15 protein-coding genes are annotated in these 20,076 nt (G+C 49.1%); 6 read left to right on the top strand and 9 right to left on the bottom strand.

Going from position 1 to position 20,076, the window contains the following annotated elements; translation table 11 throughout:
* Positions 1-72: 72 nt before the first annotated feature.
* The 3 genes from BUA14_RS17000 to BUA14_RS16990 are packed head-to-tail and all read right to left on the bottom strand — an operon-like array spanning position 73 to position 2,729.
* Positions 73-1,221 (bottom strand): uroporphyrinogen decarboxylase family protein, encoded by a 1,149-nt coding sequence (locus BUA14_RS17000; RefSeq protein WP_072773703.1) that lies wholly within the window; start codon positions 1,219-1,221, stop codon positions 73-75.
* Positions 1,222-1,247: 26 nt separating this feature from the next.
* Positions 1,248-1,889 (bottom strand): corrinoid protein, encoded by a 642-nt coding sequence (locus BUA14_RS16995; RefSeq protein WP_072773702.1) that lies wholly within the window; start codon positions 1,887-1,889, stop codon positions 1,248-1,250.
* 33 nt (positions 1,890-1,922) lie between these two features.
* The gene (locus BUA14_RS16990) at positions 1,923-2,729 is read right to left on the bottom strand and encodes a methyltetrahydrofolate cobalamin methyltransferase (RefSeq protein WP_072773701.1); all 807 of its coding nucleotides are present in this window, start codon (positions 2,727-2,729) and stop codon (positions 1,923-1,925) included.
* Positions 2,730-3,126: 397 nt separating this feature from the next.
* On the opposite strand from BUA14_RS16990, the gene BUA14_RS16985 reads away from it, so the two are divergent.
* The 4 genes from BUA14_RS16985 (at position 3,127) to BUA14_RS16970 (ending at position 9,399) form a co-directional block, all read left to right on the top strand.
* Positions 3,127-4,851 (top strand): sigma 54-interacting transcriptional regulator, encoded by a 1,725-nt coding sequence (locus BUA14_RS16985; RefSeq protein ID WP_072773700.1) that lies wholly within the window; start codon positions 3,127-3,129, stop codon positions 4,849-4,851.
* A gap of 437 nt (positions 4,852-5,288) precedes the next feature.
* On the top strand, positions 5,289-6,644 hold the full coding sequence (locus BUA14_RS16980; RefSeq protein ID WP_072773699.1) for an MFS transporter: 1,356 nt from the start codon (positions 5,289-5,291) through the stop codon (positions 6,642-6,644).
* A 322-nt stretch (positions 6,645-6,966) separates the two neighbouring features.
* Positions 6,967-8,163 carry an MFS transporter gene (locus tag BUA14_RS16975; RefSeq protein WP_072773698.1) on the top strand — a complete coding sequence of 399 codons (1,197 nt, stop codon included), beginning with the start codon at positions 6,967-6,969 and terminating at the stop codon, positions 8,161-8,163.
* A gap of 165 nt (positions 8,164-8,328) precedes the next feature.
* The gene (locus tag BUA14_RS16970) at positions 8,329-9,399 is read left to right on the top strand and encodes a PrpR N-terminal domain-containing protein (protein WP_072773697.1); all 1,071 of its coding nucleotides are present in this window, start codon (positions 8,329-8,331) and stop codon (positions 9,397-9,399) included.
* On the opposite strand, the gene BUA14_RS16965 is transcribed toward BUA14_RS16970, so the two are convergent.
* From BUA14_RS16965 to BUA14_RS16940, 6 genes are all read right to left on the bottom strand, one after another.
* Complete coding sequence (locus tag BUA14_RS16965; RefSeq protein WP_072773696.1) at positions 9,389-11,146, bottom strand: ABC transporter ATP-binding protein; 1,758 nt, start codon at positions 11,144-11,146, stop codon at positions 9,389-9,391. The genes BUA14_RS16970 and BUA14_RS16965 overlap by 11 nt on opposite strands.
* Before the next feature lie 12 nt (positions 11,147-11,158).
* Complete coding sequence (locus BUA14_RS16960; RefSeq protein ID WP_072773695.1) at positions 11,159-12,901, bottom strand: ABC transporter ATP-binding protein; 1,743 nt, start codon at positions 12,899-12,901, stop codon at positions 11,159-11,161.
* An 84-nt stretch (positions 12,902-12,985) separates the two neighbouring features.
* The gene (locus BUA14_RS16955) at positions 12,986-13,606 is read right to left on the bottom strand and encodes a TetR/AcrR family transcriptional regulator (protein ID WP_072773694.1); all 621 of its coding nucleotides are present in this window, start codon (positions 13,604-13,606) and stop codon (positions 12,986-12,988) included.
* 117 nt (positions 13,607-13,723) lie between these two features.
* On the bottom strand, positions 13,724-15,550 hold the full coding sequence (locus tag BUA14_RS16950) for an APC family permease (RefSeq protein WP_072773693.1): 1,827 nt from the start codon (positions 15,548-15,550) through the stop codon (positions 13,724-13,726).
* Positions 15,551-15,799: 249 nt separating this feature from the next.
* Positions 15,800-16,498, bottom strand: coding sequence for a response regulator (locus BUA14_RS16945; protein ID WP_072773692.1), 699 nt, complete (start codon positions 16,496-16,498; stop codon positions 15,800-15,802).
* Positions 16,488-18,047, bottom strand: a complete 1,560-nt coding sequence (locus BUA14_RS16940) for a DUF4118 domain-containing protein (protein ID WP_072773691.1) — start codon at positions 18,045-18,047, stop codon at positions 16,488-16,490. The genes BUA14_RS16945 and BUA14_RS16940 overlap by 11 nt, the downstream gene beginning before the upstream one ends.
* A 257-nt stretch (positions 18,048-18,304) precedes the next feature.
* Between BUA14_RS16940 and gatC the strand changes: the two genes are divergently transcribed.
* Both gatC and gatA read left to right on the top strand, forming a co-directional pair.
* On the top strand, positions 18,305-18,589 hold the full coding sequence (gene gatC / locus BUA14_RS16935) for an Asp-tRNA(Asn)/Glu-tRNA(Gln) amidotransferase subunit GatC (RefSeq protein ID WP_072773690.1): 285 nt from the start codon (positions 18,305-18,307) through the stop codon (positions 18,587-18,589).
* 14 nt (positions 18,590-18,603) lie between these two features.
* A complete protein-coding gene (gene gatA, locus BUA14_RS16930) occupies positions 18,604-20,070 on the top strand; it encodes an Asp-tRNA(Asn)/Glu-tRNA(Gln) amidotransferase subunit GatA (protein WP_072773689.1) in 1,467 nt (488 codons plus the stop codon).
* The last annotated feature ends 6 nt before the right edge of the window (positions 20,071-20,076 follow it).

The following is a 20,076-nucleotide window of genomic DNA, read 5'->3' as shown; positions in this document are numbered from 1 at the left end:
GGAAGCGGCTGCTTCACTCGGTTTTAATATGACTCAACCTATTCTTAATATAATAAAAAACGCAGGGAGATATCAATACTTACAATGATCCTGGAAGGTTTCCCACATGGCGATAAAGTTTTCGATGGGAACATCATCCTGCACATTGTGGACCGTTGAAAACACAAATCCACCGTCTCTGGCAAAGCTATCGATGTTTCTTTTGGTCTCTTCCCTGACCTGCTCCGGTGTCCCGTTGGGAAGAGTCGCCTGTGTATTGATGCCTCCACCCCAGAAGGTAATATCCTGACCGTATGTTTTCTTCAGATGTTCCGGACTCATATTGGCGGCAGAGATCTGTACCGGGTTCAGGCAATCAAAACCGGCCTCGATAATATCCGGGATGGACGCCTCCACCGAGCCGCAGGAATGCAAGGTCATATAACCGGCCCCCTTAGCCTTAAGGTAGTCGTTTAATTTCTTATGATAAGGGAGGATCATATTCTTGATGAGTTTTGGGGAAATAAATGTTCCCCGCTGAGTGCCGAAATCATCCGCTTCACTGCAGACATCAACCAGTCCGCCATAAACTTCGAAGATGTTATCATAGTACTCCATTTTTTTCTCCAGCAGTTTATCCATAAACAGTGTGCAGCGTTCCGGCTCAGTAAGCAGCATAGCAAACCAATTTTCAAAGCCCCACATTAACGGCCCTTGCTGGAGGAAGCCATTGCCGAACTGTTCCGAGATCGTAGTCGCAAACCCTGCCCTGCGATAGTCTTCCAGCTGCCGGCGATCGGCGGTCGGAAATTTTTCTGGTACCGGCCAGATGAATTTTTGATCATCTTCCTCATCCTCGGAGTCCTGCAGAACACCTCCGACCAGGTCATAATAGAGACCCTGATGCTTAGGCATCCTGTAGCGGGTACCCCAATTATTGGTGTAATAGTAGCTGTCGGCGTCTTCCCATTTCCTGGCGTAAGGATTTTCAACCTGGGGGATAGGATGAAGTATGGCGGAACGCACATCGCATTTCAAAAGATCCAATACCTGATCCGATGCTGAGACAAGTTGGTAGGGGATATGATTCATAACAAGCTCTTCTTTGATACCAAAATAATCCAAAAGCTTGACGTAGAAATATTTTGTAAATTTGCATGAACATCCGGCCCCGAGATCAAGAGGAATCCGGTCCGGCTCCTTATGGCTCAAAGCGGTTAATAATCGTTCACGACTGTTCATCTTTCCTGCCTCCTTAATGATTCACATTATGCTCCAGCAGCCAGCTCTTTGGCGATGGACGCGGCAGTTGCTGCATCGGCAGCAAAAGCGTCGGCGCCAACCTCATCGGCAATCTCCTGAGATATAGGGGCACCGCCCACCATGATCTTAACTTGGTTTCTCAAGCCGGATTCATTAATCGCGTTGATGGTTTTTTCCAGAGAGGGCATCGTTGTTGTCAGGAGAGCAGAGAGACCAACCAGGTGGCAATCAGGATTCACCTTAATTGCTTCGACAAACCTTTCCGGAGCGACGTCAACGCCCAGATCAATGACCTTGAATCCCGCACTTTCGATCATCATCGCAACAAGGTTTTTACCGATATCGTGCAAGTCCCCTTCAACTGTGCCAATGATGAATGTACCGGATGAAGAAGCCTGGCCGCTGGTCAGAAACGGTTTTAAAAGCTCCACACCTTCTTTCATAGCTCGGGCGGCAACCAACATTTCCGGGACAAATAACTCACCGTTTTTAAATTTATCCCCGACAATGCTCATGGCATCAATCATACCTTTGTTCAAAATGTCAACGGCTTGATGACCTTCCTGTAATGCCTCTTCGATGAGGCCCCGGATAAGTTTTTTCTTTCCGGTTTCAACTGCACTTTGGATTGCGGCGATCTTAGACATTGCATGAACCTCCTCATTGCTGTTTTTTAAACTTTAATTTTTTAAGGGACCAATAAGACCTTCCTTGAAAGCTGAGATATAATCCAGACAGTATTCGTCCTTTTCCAATAAGGCGTTTGCGGCATAGATCAGGCCTAACAAATCCCTGTTGGTAGGGTCGATGATGGCGCTGTCCATACCCGCCCCCATAGCTAAGACCAGAAAGGCCTGGTTGATCAGCCTGCGTGCAGGCAAGCCGAAGGAAATATTGCTCAGACCGCTTGTGACATGAACGGCCGGATACTGTTTCTTTATTTCCCTGGCACATTCCCCAAATACAGTCAGCGTGGTTTCCTGGGTGGATAGAGTTTCTACTAAGGGATCTATATAGAGGCGGGAAGGATCGATCTTAAATTCTTGGGCCTTCTTCATAATTTTGGCGAAGACTTCCAAACGTTTTTCCACGGAATGAGGAATTCCTTTGTCGTCACAAAGAAGTGCGATGCATTGCCACTCTGTCCCGGCAATGAGAGGAAACAGCACATCGATTTTCTCTCCTTCCATAGATACGGAGTTGACGATACCGGGCCTTTGACAGAAGGGCAATACAGCAGCAATGGAATGAGGGCTCGGACTATCCACACAGATAGGAAGATCGGTAGCCCTCTGTACCCGATCGATTAACCATTTCAATACGTCAACCTCGATTTTTTCCGGAACCGATGCGCACACATCAAGATAATTCGCACCGGCCTCCGCCTGTTTCACGGCGCAGTCGGCAATGGCGGCTTCATTCCTTGCTTGAATGGCCTTGGCCATTGCTGGAATGGATCCATTAATTTTTTCGCCAATAATAATCATAAATGTTCAGTACCCCCTATTTAGCTCATTGAAGGTTTTGCTTCTTAAAGCCACCTAAATGTGTTGCAATTATCATGCCAATAAAAAATGTAGGGATTTGCTATTAATTTTCCGGCAGATGATGACAAAAGGAATCAGAGTTGACGGCATAATTTCGACAGATGCTAACAGCAACTGTTTTCAGAAGGCCTTGTGCCGATTCTAACCGTGGTCAGAAGATTCAATATTTCATCACCTGAAGCAGGGGCATTGCAGGGGGACGTTTGGAATTATAGACATATAGACAATCACTAAGCTATAATCTTAATATTGGGACAATTAAGAATGTAAGCAACCGCAATTCGTCCGACATAGAAAACACTTATTGTCTAGTTGTTTTTTGGCAGGAGGGATCACTATGGACGGTAATGATATCGCCATCGGATTTGGAGTTGAAGTTTTTGACTCCATATACAACGGTGTAGTGGCGATTGATCGGAAAGGTGTCATAAAGCTGTTCAATGAAGCGGCAGCCAAGATCATGGGCGTCTCAAAGGAAGAAACCATCGGGCGGAGAGTGGAAGAAGTAATTCCCAATACCAGTCTTCTGGAGATATTAAAAACAGGCAAAGCCGAAAATAACCAGAAGATGCATTTAGGAAACAGCGAAGTCATCTCCAATCGCGGCCCTATCTTTAAAGAGGGGATCATCGTGGGAGCTATCGGGGTTTTTCAGGATATATCCGATTTCGAAGCCTTGTCCCTGGAGTTGGATAATGTTAAAGAAATTAACAATGATCTGGATGCCATCATTGAATCCGTGGCCGACGGAATCGTCGTAGGAAGCTCCGATGGAGTTATCTTAAGGGCGAATAGCGCTTATCTGCAGATCACCGGTATCCAGGAAAAAGAATTTGTGGGCAAAAACGTACGGGAACTCATCAACCAAGGATATATGAATAAATCCGTAACAGAGATGGTTTTCAGAACCAAATCGCGGGTCAATGTCGTGGACATCCGCAGTGGCAAAGAGCTTCTGATGACAGGAGCGCCGGTATTTAATGAGGAGAAAGAAGTCACCAGGGTCGTGACGATTGTCAGAGATATCTCTGAACTTACCGAACTTAAGGGCAAGCTGGAACAGGCTGAAGATGCTAAAAACCGTTATTTAAAAGAGTTGGAGCATTTCCGCTCCCAGAATTCCTTTAAGAAAATAATCACCAAAAATAACCATATGCAAAAAAAGCTTGATACCGCCTATCATGTGGCTCGTGTGGATTCCACTGTCCTGATTCTCGGGGAATCCGGGGTAGGGAAAGAACTGATTGCCCAATTGATTCACAGGGCGAGTCACCGCTCTGAGAAACCTTTTATTAAAATCAACTGCGGGGCTATACCTGCAAATCTTCTGGAGTCGGAGTTTTTTGGTTATGAAGCCGGTTCCTTCACAGGAGCGCTCAAGGAAGGCAAAAAAGGGCTGTTCGAGCTTGCGGATGGCGGAACCTTGTTCCTTGATGAGGTAGGAGAGCTGCCTCAGGAGCACCAGGTTAAAGTCCTGCGCGCAATTCAGGAAAAAGAAATCCTCCGGATCGGAGGGAAAAAAACGATTAAACTGGATATCCGAATTATTGCAGCAACCAACCGTGACCTGGAAGAGATGGTCCAGAAGAAGACCTTCAGAGAAGATCTTTATTACAGGTTAAATGTTGTCCCGATGACGATACCTCCGCTGCGAAAACGCAAAGAGGACGTGATCCCGATAGCCCTGGAGCTGTTGGCGAGATATAATACGGCATACGGTTATCAGAAATGGGTTCATCCCGAAGTGATGGATTGCCTGCTGAATTACGATTGGCCGGGAAACATCAGAGAGCTTGAAAATACCATAGAGAGACTGGTGGTTACCAGCATGGATGACTGCATTACCAAGGACTCCCTTGCGGAAATCAAGTCGATAGATCTTAACCCCGCAAAAAATCAATTGACATCCCTCAAAGCCTTTCTGGAAAAAGAAGAAAGCCGCATGCTGGAAGAGGCATACCGCATGATGGGAAGCACGAGGAAGGCTGCCGCAATGCTGGGGATCAGCCAATCCAACATGGTCAAAAAGATGAAAAAATATGGCATTGAAGTACAAAACTAATCATATTTTCTTAACCAAAAGATACCTCTGAGCTAAGCTTGGGGGTATTGTTATTATTGGCTGGCGCCGATTGTTTTTGAATCACGTGAGTATAATTGGAATCACAAATGAAACTGTGCTCATAGCTTATTTTTTATAAAAATTGTCCGCGGCTGAAGGGAAATCAAAGATTCAAAAAAGAATCAAACTGCCTGAGAAAACCCCGAATATTCAAACATTTCCTAATTGGCACAAAAGTTGCTATAGCTATACCGTGTTGTTTCGATTCAATGATGTGCTCGCAACTGTTATGAAGATGGAGAGAAAGGCAGGGTCGAAGGGTATTATGGCACTCATAAACTCAACGTAAGACGTGGAAGTCTTAATCTCGGCTGGAAAGACATAAAGGCACAAAGACACAAACTTCTTGCATAGCAATGGGAAGGGAGCGGAATTATATGTCCATATCAAGTCAATACAGCATCCCCCAGAGGATGGAAAGATTACCGCTGACATCGTATCAGAGAAAAATATTCTACATTATTGCCACTGCCTGGTTCTTTGATTCAATGGACCTTGGCATGCTGACCTTTGTTCTGGGATCCATTAAGACGGATTTAGGGCTGACAACGGTTCAGGCCGGACTTCTTTCCAGTTTCAGCTTCCTCGGCATGTTCTTTGGCGCTATGAGCGCCGGGATGGCTGCCGACAAGTTCGGCAGAAAGATCGTCTTCCAGACCAGTATGATCATTTGGGGAGCGGCAAGTATCGCCTGTGCTTTTACCCATACCGTCGAACAGCTGGCGCTGGCCCGCTTTTTCCTCGGTCTGGGTATGGGAATGGAATTTCCCATCGGCCAGTCTCTGGTATCAGAATTTATACCTGCCAAGAACCGCGGACGTTATATTGCGCTCTTAGAAGGGTTCTGGCCCATAGGCTTCATTTTTGCCGGGATTTTATCCTATTTCCTCCTTCCCATAGGCGGCTGGCGTCTGGTCTTCCTCTGTGAAGGGATACCCGCGATCTTTGTTTTAGTAATCCGCCGAATTGTTCCGGAATCCCCCCGCTGGTTAGCCGATACCAATCAGGATGATCAAGCCGATAAAGTGATGACAGAGTTTGAGAAAAATGTTGAGAAAGCTTACGGAAAAGAGCTTCCGCCGCCTGTTAAAGATGATAACCTGGTCATCAGCAAGCATGAAAAGAAGTTTTCCTTCTTCCAGCTTTGGGCGCCCGGTTATAAAAAACGCACCATCATGGTCTGGCTGCTGTGGTTCTTTGCGCTGCTCGGATATTATGGTCTGACAACCTGGTTAAGCGCATTTCTGCAGGACGCGGGATATTCGGTTACCAAATCCGTATTCTACACGATTCTCATCTCCCTCGCAGGGATACCCGGGTTCTTCAGTGCGGCTTACTTTATTGAGAAAAATGGCCGTAAGCCAACCCTGATTGCCGTATTGATCGGGTGTGCGGTTTTTGCCTATCTCTATGGCACCGCCTCAAACCTTCAGACCTTGATCGGTTTCGGACTCGGCATGCAGTTTTTCCTCTTTGCCATGTGGTCCTCCTTGTATGCTTATACACCTGAACTCTATCCCACCCGGGCCAGAGCTACCGGTACCGGTTTCGCTTCCTCCGTCGGACGCTTTGGTTCCTTGCTGGGGCCCTACATCGTGGCGGTTGTATTGCCGACCTTAGGCAATTCCGGGGTCTTCGCCCTCGGAGCGGCATGCTTTGTTGCCGCCGCGCTGTCAGTGGCCATCCTTGGTGAAGAAACAAAGGGCAGAGTGCTTGAAGAAATTTCGGCCTGAAATTGCGGTAAAATTCATTTGCATAATAGACCCTCCGGTTTTGCCGGTGGGTCTATTATTTCACTACCAGAAAGTATAAAAGCCTCTATCGGTAGATAGTATAAGTGCAACCAGCGACTTCGCCTTTTGTGAAGTGTGAATATATGGAGCTCGGCGAAGCCGGGTTTTCTTTAATCCGGCAGGAAAAGGGATAGGACTGGAGAAGGGAAAAAGGCGGGTGGTCCTCTAAAAACGGGTATTGACGTTGTTGGGATTGGTTTCCTTGTCTTTATATGGTAAAATTCCAGGTATGTATAATAGTGATTAAGGGAGGAGATAAAAATTGGCTAATCGTCAGGTTCAGACCTCATCGCGATGGGTGGTATTAGCACTTTCTTTTTTTATGATGATCGGGTTCGCCTTGTCTTTGCAAGCCCTGCCGCCCCTCTTCGAGCAAATTATGAAAGAGGTATCCTTTTCTAACTCCCAGGCAGGGATTTTAATGGGCGCTTATGCCATTCCCGGAATTTTTCTTCCTTTTATCGTGGCTTATTTAGCCAGCCGTTTTGACATGAAAAAGTTGATCATAGCCGCGCTAGCGATTATGATGGCAGGATTGATAGCCTTTTCTACAGCAGGCTCTTTTCCGCTCCTGGTCGTGTATAGATTGGTGGCGGGAATAGGGGCGACGGTGCTGGTCGTCCTGGCGCCTCTCTTAATCACCATGTTTTTTGACCAAAAGAATATTGGCATTGCCATGGGTATTTTTAATATCGCTGTTCCCTTAGGGACGGTCATAGCGGCCAATCTTTTTGGCTCTTTGGGACAGCTCCTTAGCTGGAGAATGGTCTTGTTTGGTGTTGCCGCTTTTTTGGGAGTCGTTCTCCTTTTGGTGATCTTTGCCCTCTCCTTACCTCAAAAAGACGGCGGCGCAGCTGCCAAGGGCTTAAGCAAAGAACCGGCGCCCAAATTCAGAGGCAGCCGGAGTCTTTGGCTGCTTGCCGGAATTTGGGTTTTAGCTAATTTTCAACTTTTGGCTTATGTTACCTTTGGTCCCCAATTCTACCAGTCCTTCGGTTTAGCGAACCAAAAGGCCGGATTTTTGACAAGCTTGATCATGCTGGCCTCCATTTTTCTGGCCCCGGTGATCGGGGTGGCTTTCGATAAAACCGGCCGGAAAAAGCCTTATTTGCTTATCGGGAGCGCCATGATCCTCCTTGCTTTTGTTTTACTGGCCTTTCGTTTCCCTGGTTTGCCCCTATGGGCAGTTGCTTTGGGCATAGGCTTTGCCCCCCTGCCTGTTTTCGTATTTGCTCATCTCCCGGAGACTGTTAAACCCCACGAAGTGGGCATGGGGATGGGGATGCTGACCATTGCTTCCAACTTAGGCACCACCATGGGACCCTCCGCCCTGGGCTCAATCCTCGATCGGACAGGCGGCAATTTCACCGTTTCCTTGATGGTTTTGGCTGCGGTGTCGATCGTAATTATCGCTTTTTCCCTGGGATTAAAACCCGGGAGCTCAAGAAGTGAAAGTTAGCATCCCTCAGAATCAGTTTAGGAGCGGAGAAAAACATAGAAATTCGAAGGATTTTCCATGATAAAAGAGAATACTAAATAGTCAGATTCTTTGTCCGGTTATCTATCTGTTTACGGGGTGTGATCTTAAAACATTGAAGAAAGATTATTGGGAGGTATTCACTTCATGGAATCCATTTTTTTCGTAGCTCTAACCCCCGGTATGGCCCAGATTGCTGAGGAAGCAAGGCAAGCATTAAATTTATCTTTTCCCATAGAAGTTGTCAGCTTTGATCAGGGCAAAGAGGTTATCAAAGCCAACCCTCAAATTGATGTGATGATCAGCCGGGGGCTGATGGTCGATTTGCTGCGCGAAAATACCGATAAACCAATCGTTGGGCTGACCATGACCATCGATGAGATGCTGGAAGCGGTTCAGCGGCTCGTTGCCGAAGGGGCGACGAAAATAGGCGTGGTAGCCCATCGGGGATTTTTGGCTATGGGAAGTTCAGACTTCAGGTTGGGCGATTTAACGATTCATATCAGACCATGGAACACTCTGGGGGATATACCGATGATCCTGGAGAGGCTGCAGCAAATCGGTGTTCAAGCCATAGCCGGAGATAAAGGAGGATACACTGCCGCCGAGGAGCGGGGGTTCGTAGTGGGGTTGTTGGAATCGGGGCCCCTTGCGGTGAGAAGATCTATAGACGAGGCTTTGAAAATAGCCCAGGCCCAGGAACGGGAGCGGGAAAAAGAACGGGAAAAAGCACACCGCTTTGAGCAGGTGTTAGCTGAGCTGTATTCCGGTTTAGAACAGTCCGCCTCCTTCGTTGAGGAGCTGGCCGCCTCTTCAGAGGAGCTTGCCGCCTCAAGTCAGGAATCATCCGCCATTGCCCAAACAACCACCCAGGAGATGGAGGGCATCACAGAAATATTGGATGTCCTGCGCAGGGTTGCCCAGCAGACCAACCTCTTGGGACTGAATGCCGCCATTGAAGCAGCCCGTGCCGGGGAACACGGCCGGGGATTCTCAGTGGTTGCCGAAGAAGTGCGCAAGCTGGCTGATGAAAGCAACCGCTCGGCAAAGAATATTGAACAGATGCTGACCAGATTCCATGAGTCCGTGGTTCAGGTCCAGAATAATGTGGAAGCCAGCAGTGAGATTACCCAGGAACAAGCCAAGTCTACCCAAGTCTTGTCTCAGAATTTAGAAATGCTCAAAGGCATAGGAGATAAACTAAGAGTTATGGCCTGAAAACTTCAGTTATCCGGCCCAGCTTCCAACCGACGGCCGCTGACCGCATGCCGATAAAGTCGGCATACAGCCCGCCCTCGGCCATCAGCTGTTCATGGTTGCCCCGCTGGACGATCCTGCCCTGATCCAGCACCAGAATCTGTTGAGCATTGCGCACGGTTTTCAGCCGGTGAGCGATCATAATGATGGTCTTGTTTTTGGTCATTTCGGCGATAGCCTCCTGCAACCCGCTTTCATTTTCCGGATCCACATTGGCGGTGGCTTCATCGAGAATGACGATGGGGGCATCCTTTAAAATGGCCCGGGCGATGGAAATCCGTTGACGCTCCCCTCCCGAAAGAGTGGCGCCCCCCTCACCGACCATAGTGTCATATCCTTCCGGCAGCATCATGATAAAGCCGTCGCAGCGGGCCCTTTTGGCCGCTTCCCGCACCTCCTCCAGAGTCACGTCAGGCTTTCCGAAACGGATATTGTTAAGAATGGTGTCGTTGAACAAATAGACCTTTTGAAAGACCATACTGAAATTGGCCAGCAGACTATCCAGGGTATAATCCCGCACATCCCTGCCCCCCAAAGTGATGGAACCGCTGTCCACATCCCAGAAGCGGGTGATGAGATGGCATAAGGTGGTTTTTCCTCCTCCTGAAGGACCGATGATCGCCGTGGTGGTTCCGGCAGGAATGCGGAAAGAAACATCATCCAGGATCTTCTTCTTGTCATAAGAAAAGCTTACCTTGCTGCCCTCAATAGCATAATGCTGAGGACGGATATCCTTGCCCAGCTCATCCATCACCGGGGTATGATGAATTTCCTCCACCCGGTCGATGGATATGTCGATAGCGCGCAGCAAAGCGGACATGCTGCCGGCTGTTTCCAGCTGACTGTAAATAATAAAGGCGGAGATCAGCATCAGCAGGCAGGTGGTGAGGGTCATGCTGCCGGTCAGGTAAAAAGCGAGGGCGGCGATCACCACCAGGACACTGAATAATTTAAGGATCAGGCTTTGCAGGAACATATAAGGAATGAAGGCAATCTCCAGGCCCACATTATTTTTTTCGCATTCAGCGATGGCCTGATCAAGGGTATGGCCGGCTGCTTGGGCCAGATTAAAGGCCCGCACCACACTGATGCCCTGCACATATTCCAGCACTGCACCGACCAGGGCAGACTGGGCCGCAACCCGGGCCGGGGAGATAGCCCGGGATTTTTTCTGCATCAGTCCATTGGCCCCCATGAACACCAGGATGCCGGCCAGGATGATCAGACCGATGCGCCAATCGAAAAAGAGCAGCATCAGAGTGATGATGGCGGCATGGACATAGCCGTGAATGATCTTATCCATGACCCGGGGGGCGATATCCTGTACGTCCTCCATGGTGTTGGTAACGGCGGCGGTGATGGCCCCCAGACTGTGGTCATTGAAATAGCCCATGGGCATGTATTTCAGGCGATCGCCGATTTCCGTCCGTTTGTCGGCGCACATCATGAAGCTGCCCTCAGCTTGGGCCATGGTGGCTCGCTGCCGGGTAAGAATAGCCCCCAGCATACTGAGGAACATGATCGCGAAGGAGGTCCAGGCTGTTTCGGCGGTCATAGTTCCTTCCACGATCCCTTGTAAGACCACCGCCAGGGCCAGAATCTGCAGGGCCTGAAAGATGGAATTGATCAAGGCCAGAGCAATGCCTTTTTGCATCAGCTTCCCGCGCTTGCCGGCAAAAGCAAAAAATTTACGGATGGTACCAATCATCTTATTTCCTCCTTACGCAACGTCTTTGGCACTGATGTGGGCCCGCCATAGATCCTGATATAATGGGCTGCTTTCCAGCAGTTGATCATGGGTGCCCAGGACAGCTACCCGGCCCTTCTCAATCAGGGCAATCTGATCGGAATCCGTGATGGTGGAGAGCCGGTGGGCGATGACGATGAGGGTTCTGCCCACCACCAGCTTGGCCACGGCATCCTGGATGACAGATTCGTTCTCCGGGTCGGTATAGGCTGTGGCCTCATCCAGAATAACGATGGGGGCATTTTTGAGCATGGCCCGGGCAATGGTGATCCGCTGGCGTTCACCTCCGGAGAGATGTCCGCCGGCCCCTCCGGCCACAGTGTGGTACCCGTCGGCCAGATCCATAATAAAGTCATGGCAGCCGGCGGCTTTTGCCGCCTCCCGCACCTCCTCATCACTGGCGGATGGACGGCCAAGGCGGATATTTTCCAGGATGCTCTGATCAAAGAGGAAATTATCCTGGGCTACATAAGCGATCTTATCCATAAGTTGAGGGGCAGGAATGTTCCTGACATCCACGCCGCCGATGGAGATGGTTCCGTCCTTGACATCCCAGAAAGAGGCGATGAGCTTGGCTATGGTGGATTTGCCGCTGCCGGAGGGTCCCACCAGAGCGGTTACAGACCCGGCGGGAATGGCCAGATCAACTCCGTGCAGGATCTCCGTTTCCCCATAACCGAAAGTAACGCCTTTGAGCGCGATGTCCGTACCGTCCAGCCGGGCAAGAACCGTTGGCCGCATTTGCTCCGGTTCATCGAGGATGTCGCCGATTTCCCCGACAATAACCTTGATTTTGGCAAGATCATCGGTGTAATACATCGCGGAAAGCAGCGGCGCCATAATGCCCAGAGCCAGAATCATGATCGTGATGAAATCGGCCCCGGAAAGAGAGCCGTTCATGTAAAAAACACAGCCCAAAGGCAGGACCCCGATGAGCACGGCGGGCCAGATGCCGATGCCCATGGAAAAATACAGCTGGACGTCCCGCATCCAATCCAGTCCATAGGTAGCGTTCTTATGGACGGCATCGGCGAATTTCTTATAGGAAGTAGCCGATTGCCCAAAAGCTTTGATCACTTCAATGCCATTGATATATTCCACAGCTGTGGCGTTCATATGCCGGCCCACGCCAACATACTCCCCAAAGCGCTTTTCATAGTCTTTCATCATGCCCATGTAGCAGAACCCGCCAATGGGCAGAGTGATCAATGAGATCAGGGCCATGCGCCAGTCCAGGACGAACAGGTAACCCACAATAGCCAGGGGGACCAGCAGATTGGAGGTCATCTCCGGCAGCACATGGGCCAGAGTCGGTTCAATACTGTCCACTTTTTCCACCATGCTGTTTTTGAACTTTCCTGAGGGAGTATCCAGGACATAGCCCATGGGAACCCGGGTCAGCTTTTGAGCGATACGCCGCCGCACTTCAGAAATCACCGCAAAAGTAGCCTTGTGGGATAAACTCGTGGAGAGATTATGAAACACAGCCTTGCCCAGAAAACCGATGGCCGCCACGGCGCACCAGCCTAAATACCAATTAAAATCACTCCCTCCCTCAATCAGTCCCCAAATCATTTGGGATACCGCAAAATAGGGGACCATGCTGCAAGCGACCCCCAGTATGGCCAGCAGCACCGACAGGACGTACTCTTTCCTGTGGGGACCCGCGTACTCCTTGAGGCGGGCCACTGCTCCCGGTGTGTTAGTTTGATCCATGGTAATCTCCTCCTCTTTAAATTACAGTTAGCTTGTTTAAATTATAGTTAGCTTACGCTAACTTATAGGGAAAATTTTTTGGGGCTAGACAAGCCCCAAAAGGTTTTTCCAGCCGGCGCTGAAAAAATCAGTAAGCCTTCCGATATATTCCCGGGCCTCTTCTTTAGGCATATCGTGGGCGACAACTTCAAAGAAACCGGTCAGATAAGCGCTGGCCAGCATATGATTGAGATCATCCGGGATATGGGGGACCTGCCGCCCCATGTTCTCCATACGGGAAAGGAAGATATAGGAGCTCTGCACCTCCACTTCAGCCATACGATGGACATAATTTTCATAAGATGTTCCTTCAGCATGGCAAATAAGCAGTTTAAAGGCATCATAATGCTCATAAATGTAATCAAAGCACTCCCATACCCGCGGCTCGATCTGCTGAGTCATCTCCGCAAGCTGCTGCTCCGGCGGCAGCGCCTCGAACTCCTGATGAGCGCGCAGATAGATATCATAGAGGGTTTCCGCCGCTTCCCGAACCAGCGCGTCAAACAAAGCGTCTTTATCGGAGTAATATCCATATAAGGCGCCGGTGGTTACGCCGCAGGCTTTGGCGATGGAGCGCAGGGAAGAGTTCTGAAAGCCCAGGCGCAGAAATTCCTCTTGGGCGGCCTGCAGAATCCGCTGCTGAGTCGTCTGTTCCATGTCAACCATGTTCTAACCTCCAAATTAATATAACATCGTTATATAACGATGTTATATTAACATTTCCGAACCAGGAAGTCAACGGATTGGCTGACAAGTTTTGTGCTTATTTTTTAAGATTTACACTTACTTTTTAAGATGATAGGGCACCGTTGTCACCACCACATTTCTTCTATGGAGCAAAGCCGTGCGGATCAATAAACTGGATTGATTGTGAAGAATATGATGCCAGCCCTTTTTAGGGATGAATTCCGGGATGAGAACAGTAATCTGATAATTGGCTTCCGCCGTCCGCCGTTCAACAGAATCAATAAACTTAGTCAGTGGCTGAATAATGCTCCTGCGCAGGGAATACAGACTGACCAGACGAACACCGGTCTGCCAGTTTTCCCATTTCTCTTCCAGTTTAGTTTGGTCCTCTTTATTAAACGAGACATGGACGGCGATGATCTGTTGTGGGCATAAAGATTGAGCATAGCTGAGGGAGTTCTCCACAACCCGGGTGATCCCGGCAATGGGGATGATAATAATATTTCCCTGAATCGGCAGCGCCTTTTCTCCTGTCGAAATGCGCAGTTCTTCCGCTATTTCATCGTAATGCCTGCGGATTTTTCTGAACATAGAGATCATCAGAGGAATGAAGATGACAATGGGCCAAATCTGCGGGAATTTTGTTAAAAAGAAAATCAAAGTCACACTGAAACTGATGAGAGCGCCTGTGGCATTAATGATCAGCTTGGGCAGCCAACCTTTCGGCCTCTCTTTAAACCATTTCACGATCATGCCGGTCTGGGACAAAGTAAAAGGAATGAAGACACCGACTGCGTAAAGAGGGATGAGTTGCTCGGTGCGTCCTTTAAATGCAATGATCAAAAGAATGGATAAGAAACCGAGGCTTATGATGCCGTTGGAGTAACCAAGGCGGTCGCCGCGCATGGTGAATATTCTGGGTATAAACTTATCTTTGGCAAGATTAACCGCCAAAAGGGGAAAGGCTGAGTAACCGGTGTTGGCGGCCAGAATCAGGATAAGGGCGGTTGTTCCTTGAATAAAATAATAGAGGTAATTGCGCCCGAAGACATCTTCAGCGATCTGAGAGACCACGGTGACCTCTTCACTGGGAGCAATTCCATAGAAATACCCTAAGAGCACAATGCTGGAAAAGAGGATTCCCAGCAATCCCCCCATGGCCATCAGGGTTTTGGCGGCATTACTCGGGGCGGGTTCCTTAAAATTCGGTATGGCATTGGAGATGGCCTCCACTCCGGTTAAGGCCGAACTTCCTGAGGCGAAGGCTTTCATCAACAAAAAAAGGCTTAATCCTGCGACAGGTGTACCGATAGGTGCAGACAATTCAGGTGAGATCTGGCCCGTCAAAATCTTGTATCCCCCTGCTCCGATCAAGATCAATAAGGCAACAACAAATAAATAGACCGGATAAGCCAATATAGAAGCAGATTCTGTTACCCCTCTTAAATTAAGAATGGTCAGGAGAACAACAAAGAAAACCGCCATGGTCACATGATGGGCGTGCAGGGCAGGAAAGGCCGAAGTCAGGGCGTCCGTGCCTGCGGAGACACTGACAGCTACTGTTAAAATATAGTCGACCAATAAAGAGCCTCCGGCTATTAATCCCGGAGTGACCCCCAAATTATTTTTAGAAACCATATAAGCTCCGCCGCCGTGAGGATAGGCGAAAATAATTTGCCGGTAAGATAAGATCAAAGCCATTAAAAGGATTAAAACCCCCACCGCAAGAGGAAGAGAATACCAAAAGGCGGCTGCTCCCGCTGTAGCCAGAACAATCAGGATTTGCTCCGGGCCATAAGCCACTGAGGACAAAGCATCTGAGGACAGAATGGCCAAAGCTTTCTTTTTGTTAAGTTTTTGCTCTCCCAGCTCTGTTGATTTCAAGGGACGTCCGATTAAGAAACGCTTGAGGGAAGAGATCATTGTTCATGCCAGCTCCTTTTATATTTAAAGCAACAACTAAAGCAAGCAACCCTTAGGTTTACTTCCGCCTCTATTTATAACACCGATCATATAAAGAGAGGATTAAGGTTTTTAGCCGGACCATAAAGATTCCATAAAGATTTTGCTGAAAATCTCATAAAAAAACGGCTGAAATCCCAATTATTCCTTTAACCAAAGAATAATTATAGATTTCAGCCGTTCAAGGCGGGTTTTAAGTGTTGCAGAGTACTAGTCTTCCATCATGCGATAGCCGACGCCGACTTCCGTAACAATATAGCGGGGTTCTCCCGGGTTTTGTTCGATCTTTCTGCGGATATTGGCCATGTTGACCCGCAGTGCCTGGATTTCATTGGTATAAGGCCCCCATACTTCTTTCATGATAAAATCATGGGTGAGGACCTTGCCCATATTTCTGGCCAGCAGAACCATGATCTTATATTCAATGGGGGTAAAATGGACCTCCTGGCCATCAAGTAGAATACGTCTTTTCTGATAATCGATCTCAAGATGTCCCACAGCTATTTTTTCCTGCTCTCCGGGGCTCATCATTAAGTTCTTCTGACTATGCCGGATTGCAGTTCTGATTCTGGCCAGCAGCTCCAAAGTTCCAAAAGGTTTTGTGATATAGTCGTCTGCGCCCAGATCAAGAGCTTCCACCTTTTCCTGTTCATTGCCACGTGCTGAGACTACCACAATGGGTATCCCCGTCCATTGCCGCAGTGATTTCAAAACCTCGGTGCCATCCAGATCCGGCAAGCCCAGATCGAGCAAAATCAAATCCGGACCATAGGAGGAAGTCAGGGAAATGGCATCCTTGCCTTTCGCTGCCCTGATGACCTTATAATCATTGGCTGTTAAGGTAGCCGCAATAAAGTTGCTGATTTTCTCATCATCCTCAACAATTAATAGTAAAGGTTTATTGTTCAAGGTCAGTCCCCTCCAAAGGCAGTGTAAACCGAAACATGGCACCGCCCGCTTTTTTATTGGCAGCTTCCATTTTACCATGATGGGCTTTGACTATGGACATGCAGATGGATAAGCCGATGCCCATTCCCCTTGCTGAGTCGGCGCTGCGCTTACCGTTGGGAACATAGCTCTCAAAAAGGTAAGGGAAACTCTGCTCCGGGATGCCGGTTCCATAGTCGATAACTTCAAACAGGGCCTCTTCCCCGAGCTTTTTCACATTGACCTCAATGGCGGCGTTTTCCGGGGAATGCTTAATGGCGTTTTCGATCAGATTAATCAGAACCTGCTCAATCAAGGTGCCATCCATGGGTACCAGCAGCAGCTCCGCCGGTACATCAACCTTGATCCTTTGCTGAGGAAACCGCTTTCTGATGCGGCTGACAGCTGCCGCGACAATCTCCTCAGCAGCCTCGGCCGTCTTGGCGACATTCATCGTTCCCTCTCTGATGCGCGTCACGGACAGCAGGTTCTCCACCATTCTGATCAGCCACTGTGAATCCTCTTTAATATTGGCCAGCAATTGCTGTTGAGTAGGTTCATCCAGGGTTTGACGATTTTCAAGAAGGGTGGAGCTTGCTCCTAGAATAGCTGTCAGAGGGGTGCGGAGGTCGTGAGAAATAGCCCGCAGCAGGTTGCTTCTCATTTTTTCTTTTTCCGATTCCACAAACAGCCTTCTTTGTTCATCCGATAAATGCTGCCTTTCCAGAGCCAGCGCTACCTGGGAGGTGATCACCTGGAGCAGGGAACGGCCGGCTGTATTAAGCTCCCCTTGAGCGCAGGATAAGCCGATTACCCCAAGCACCTTACCCTGGGCAATAACCGGTACATAAAACCCCTGGGAACCCATGGGGGTATCTGAACCTAATCCTGCCTGGGCCTTATGTAAGAAGGCCCATTGAGCCGCTGCCCGTTCCCCTTCGACTAACATAAAGGAAGCATCGGTTTCAGCCGGGGATTGCCTCAGAACACCTTGGGAAGCTCCCGGATCCTGGGCGTAAAAAATTGCCGATCGCTCAAAAAGCTTGATCATATAGTGATTGATTAAATGGATGATCTTATCCAGTCCCCTGGTGACAAGAAGCTGCTTGCTTATTTCATATAAAAGCTCTGTGCGGTGCTCTCTTTCCAGAGCAAGCTGGGTCTGAGACCCGGCGCGGATGGTCAAAGCGCTGGTGAGGGATGCCACGATCAGCATAATCAGCAGCGTAACCGGATAATCGGCTTGTATAACATGAAAAGTATAGTAAGGAGTGGTGAAAAAGAAATTGAATAAAAGAACGCTTAAAGCAGACCCCACACTGCCGTAAACATAGCCATTGGTTGTTCTTGAAATAATGAAGACAGACAAGATATAGACCATAATGACATTCTGCTCACCGATCGCCAAAGCGCGCAGCCCCATGGAAAACAAGGTTGCCGCGGTGAGTAAGCCTATGGTTTTAAACGTATCCGTCCAGGATAAATAAGTAGTTGGGGCAATCGGAGATGGCTTAAAAAGGCTGCTTTTCATAAATTCACCACCTTAAATTGACTATACTATACTCTTATTTTCCTATCTAAGCAAGGTGAAGCGGCAGGAACTCAGCCGGCTTTTTCTGGGCTCTGCAACGAATTTTGCACAAGAGAAGGAGTTATAAGTCATTTGTTGAATTGTTGAGTTGAAAGGTAAATTATAGCGAAAAAGGTAAGATGAAGGTGAATTGCGCTATAAATCGGCCTATAAAATGCTGATTCAGGCATGAACCCGATGGAAAAGGATGTGAACCGATGGAAATAACCGCAAAAGATGTTGAAAGGTTGGCTTTCGTGAGCCGCCTGGAATTGACCGACGAGGAAAGGGCCGCCTATACCAGGTCCCTTCAGGAAAGCTTAAGCTATCTGGACCTGTTAAAACAAGCTGACACAACTGCCGTAGAAGCGGCGGAGCGGGTGCTGCCGATGATCAACCTGTTTCGGGAAGACAAAGCCCAGCCCGGTTTGGCTAGGGAACTTGTTTTCGCCAATGCACCTGAGGAAGAGGATGGGGCTTTTAAAGTACCCCGTATACTATAGACAGGAGGTTTTTCATGCAACTTCATACATTAACCGTTCATCAGCTCAACCAACTCCTGGCGGACAAGGAGCTCAGCAGCCTTGAATTGACTCAGGCTTATTTAGAACGGATCCGGCAAAAAGACCATGAGCTTCAAGCCTTTGTGACGGTTACCGGGGAGGAAGCTTTAGCCCAGGCCAGGCTTGTTGATGAGCGGCGGCTGCGGGGAGAAGAGCTCTCTGCTCTGGCCGGTATCCCCATGGCCGTTCAAGACAATATTTGTACGGCGGGAGTGAAGACAACCTGCGCATCCCGGATGCTTAGTCATTATATCCCTCCCGCCGATGCCTCAGTCCTGGGCAGATTAAAAAAAGCAGGCTCAGTATTGATCGGAAAAACCAATCTGGATGAGTTTGGCATGGGTTCTTCCACCGTGCATTCTGCATGCCATGACACCAGGAATCCCTTTGATCTCACGGCAGTACCCGGAGGTTCTGGCGGGGGAGCAGCTGCCGCAGTAGCTGCGGGGGAAGCCGCCTTTGCCCTGGGTTCGGACACCGGAGGGGATATCCGTCAGCCGGCGGCATTTTGCGGAGTCATAGGATTTAAGCCTACTTACGGCTATGTTCCGAGAACCGGTCTGATCTCCTACGCCTCTTCTTTAGATCAGATCGGACCCTTTGCCCGGGATCTTAAGGATTTGGCCCTGATCTTAAAGACGATTTGCGGTCATGATGCCTGGGATTCAACATCGGCTTTGCTGGAGGTGCCCGATTTCAGGAAGAGCCTCAGCAACGATATTAAAGGCCTGAACATAGGGTTGCCGAAAGAATATTTTGCAGCAGGAGTATCCCCCGGAGTGGCCGCCAGGCTCCAGGAAGCGATCAATAAACTGGAGGAATTGGGTGCCCGCTGTGTTGAGGTAACGCTACCCCATACGGAAGTCGCCGCCGCAGCCCATTATGCCCTTTCCTGTGCTGAAGCCAGCTCCAACTTAGCCCGTTATGATGGGGTGCGCTATGGTTTGCGGGTGGAAGGGGAAGATGTGCTGAACATGTTTATGAAGACCCGCGGCCAGGGGTTTGGCTCCGCAGTGAAACGAGGCATCATGCTGGGCACCCATGTGCTCAGTTCGGCTCATTATGATGACTATTATACCCAGGCCCTTAAGGTCCGGACCCTGAACAACCAGGACTTTGCTCAGGCTTTTGAGCAAGTGGATTGCCTCTTGACTCCGGCCGCCCTGACCACGGCCCCACAAAAGAGCGACCTGGCAGGGGATTCTTTGGCCCTCGTCCATTCCCATCGTTGCACCCGGCCGGTGAGTCTGGCCGGTCTGCCGGCCATGTCCCTGCCCTATGGCCTAAGCGAGGGGATGCCCGTAGGCCTGCAGCTGATAGCCCGCCATTTTGATGAGCAAACATTGCTGAGGGTTGCGTATACCTTGGAGCAGAATACGGATCAAACCCGACCGCAACCTAATCCAGCCGATCAAAAATGATTAATA

The sequence above is a fragment of the Desulfitobacterium chlororespirans DSM 11544 genome, assembly GCF_900143285.1.
Taxonomy (GTDB): Bacteria; Bacillota; Desulfitobacteriia; order Desulfitobacteriales; family Desulfitobacteriaceae; genus Desulfitobacterium; species Desulfitobacterium chlororespirans.
Note: the sequence above shows the minus strand (reverse complement) of the source record. Positions and strands in the feature narration are given on the sequence as shown.

Bases quoted from the DNA above. Each gene is read 5' to 3' on its own strand.
- BUA14_RS17000 (WP_072773703.1), bottom strand. From the start codon at position 1,221: ATGAACAGTCGTGAACGATTATTAACCGCTTTGAGCCATAAGGAGCCG.
- BUA14_RS16995 (WP_072773702.1), bottom strand. From the start codon at position 1,889: ATGTCTAAGATCGCCGCAATCCAAAGTGCAGTTGAAACCGGAAAGAAA.
- BUA14_RS16990 (WP_072773701.1), bottom strand. From the start codon at position 2,729: ATGATTATTATTGGCGAAAAAATTAATGGATCCATTCCAGCAATGGCC.
- BUA14_RS16985 (WP_072773700.1), top strand. From the start codon at position 3,127: ATGGACGGTAATGATATCGCCATCGGATTTGGAGTTGAAGTTTTTGAC.
- BUA14_RS16980 (WP_072773699.1), top strand. From the start codon at position 5,289: ATGTCCATATCAAGTCAATACAGCATCCCCCAGAGGATGGAAAGATTA.
- BUA14_RS16970 (WP_072773697.1), top strand. From the start codon at position 8,329: ATGGAATCCATTTTTTTCGTAGCTCTAACCCCCGGTATGGCCCAGATT.
- BUA14_RS16965 (WP_072773696.1), bottom strand. From the start codon at position 11,146: ATGATTGGTACCATCCGTAAATTTTTTGCTTTTGCCGGCAAGCGCGGG.
- BUA14_RS16960 (WP_072773695.1), bottom strand. From the start codon at position 12,901: ATGGATCAAACTAACACACCGGGAGCAGTGGCCCGCCTCAAGGAGTAC.
- BUA14_RS16955 (WP_072773694.1), bottom strand. From the start codon at position 13,606: ATGGTTGACATGGAACAGACGACTCAGCAGCGGATTCTGCAGGCCGCC.
- BUA14_RS16950 (WP_072773693.1), bottom strand. From the start codon at position 15,550: ATGATCTCTTCCCTCAAGCGTTTCTTAATCGGACGTCCCTTGAAATCA.
- BUA14_RS16940 (WP_072773691.1), bottom strand. From the start codon at position 18,047: ATGAAAAGCAGCCTTTTTAAGCCATCTCCGATTGCCCCAACTACTTAT.
- gatC (WP_072773690.1), top strand. From the start codon at position 18,305: ATGGAAATAACCGCAAAAGATGTTGAAAGGTTGGCTTTCGTGAGCCGC.
- gatA (WP_072773689.1), top strand. From the start codon at position 18,604: ATGCAACTTCATACATTAACCGTTCATCAGCTCAACCAACTCCTGGCG.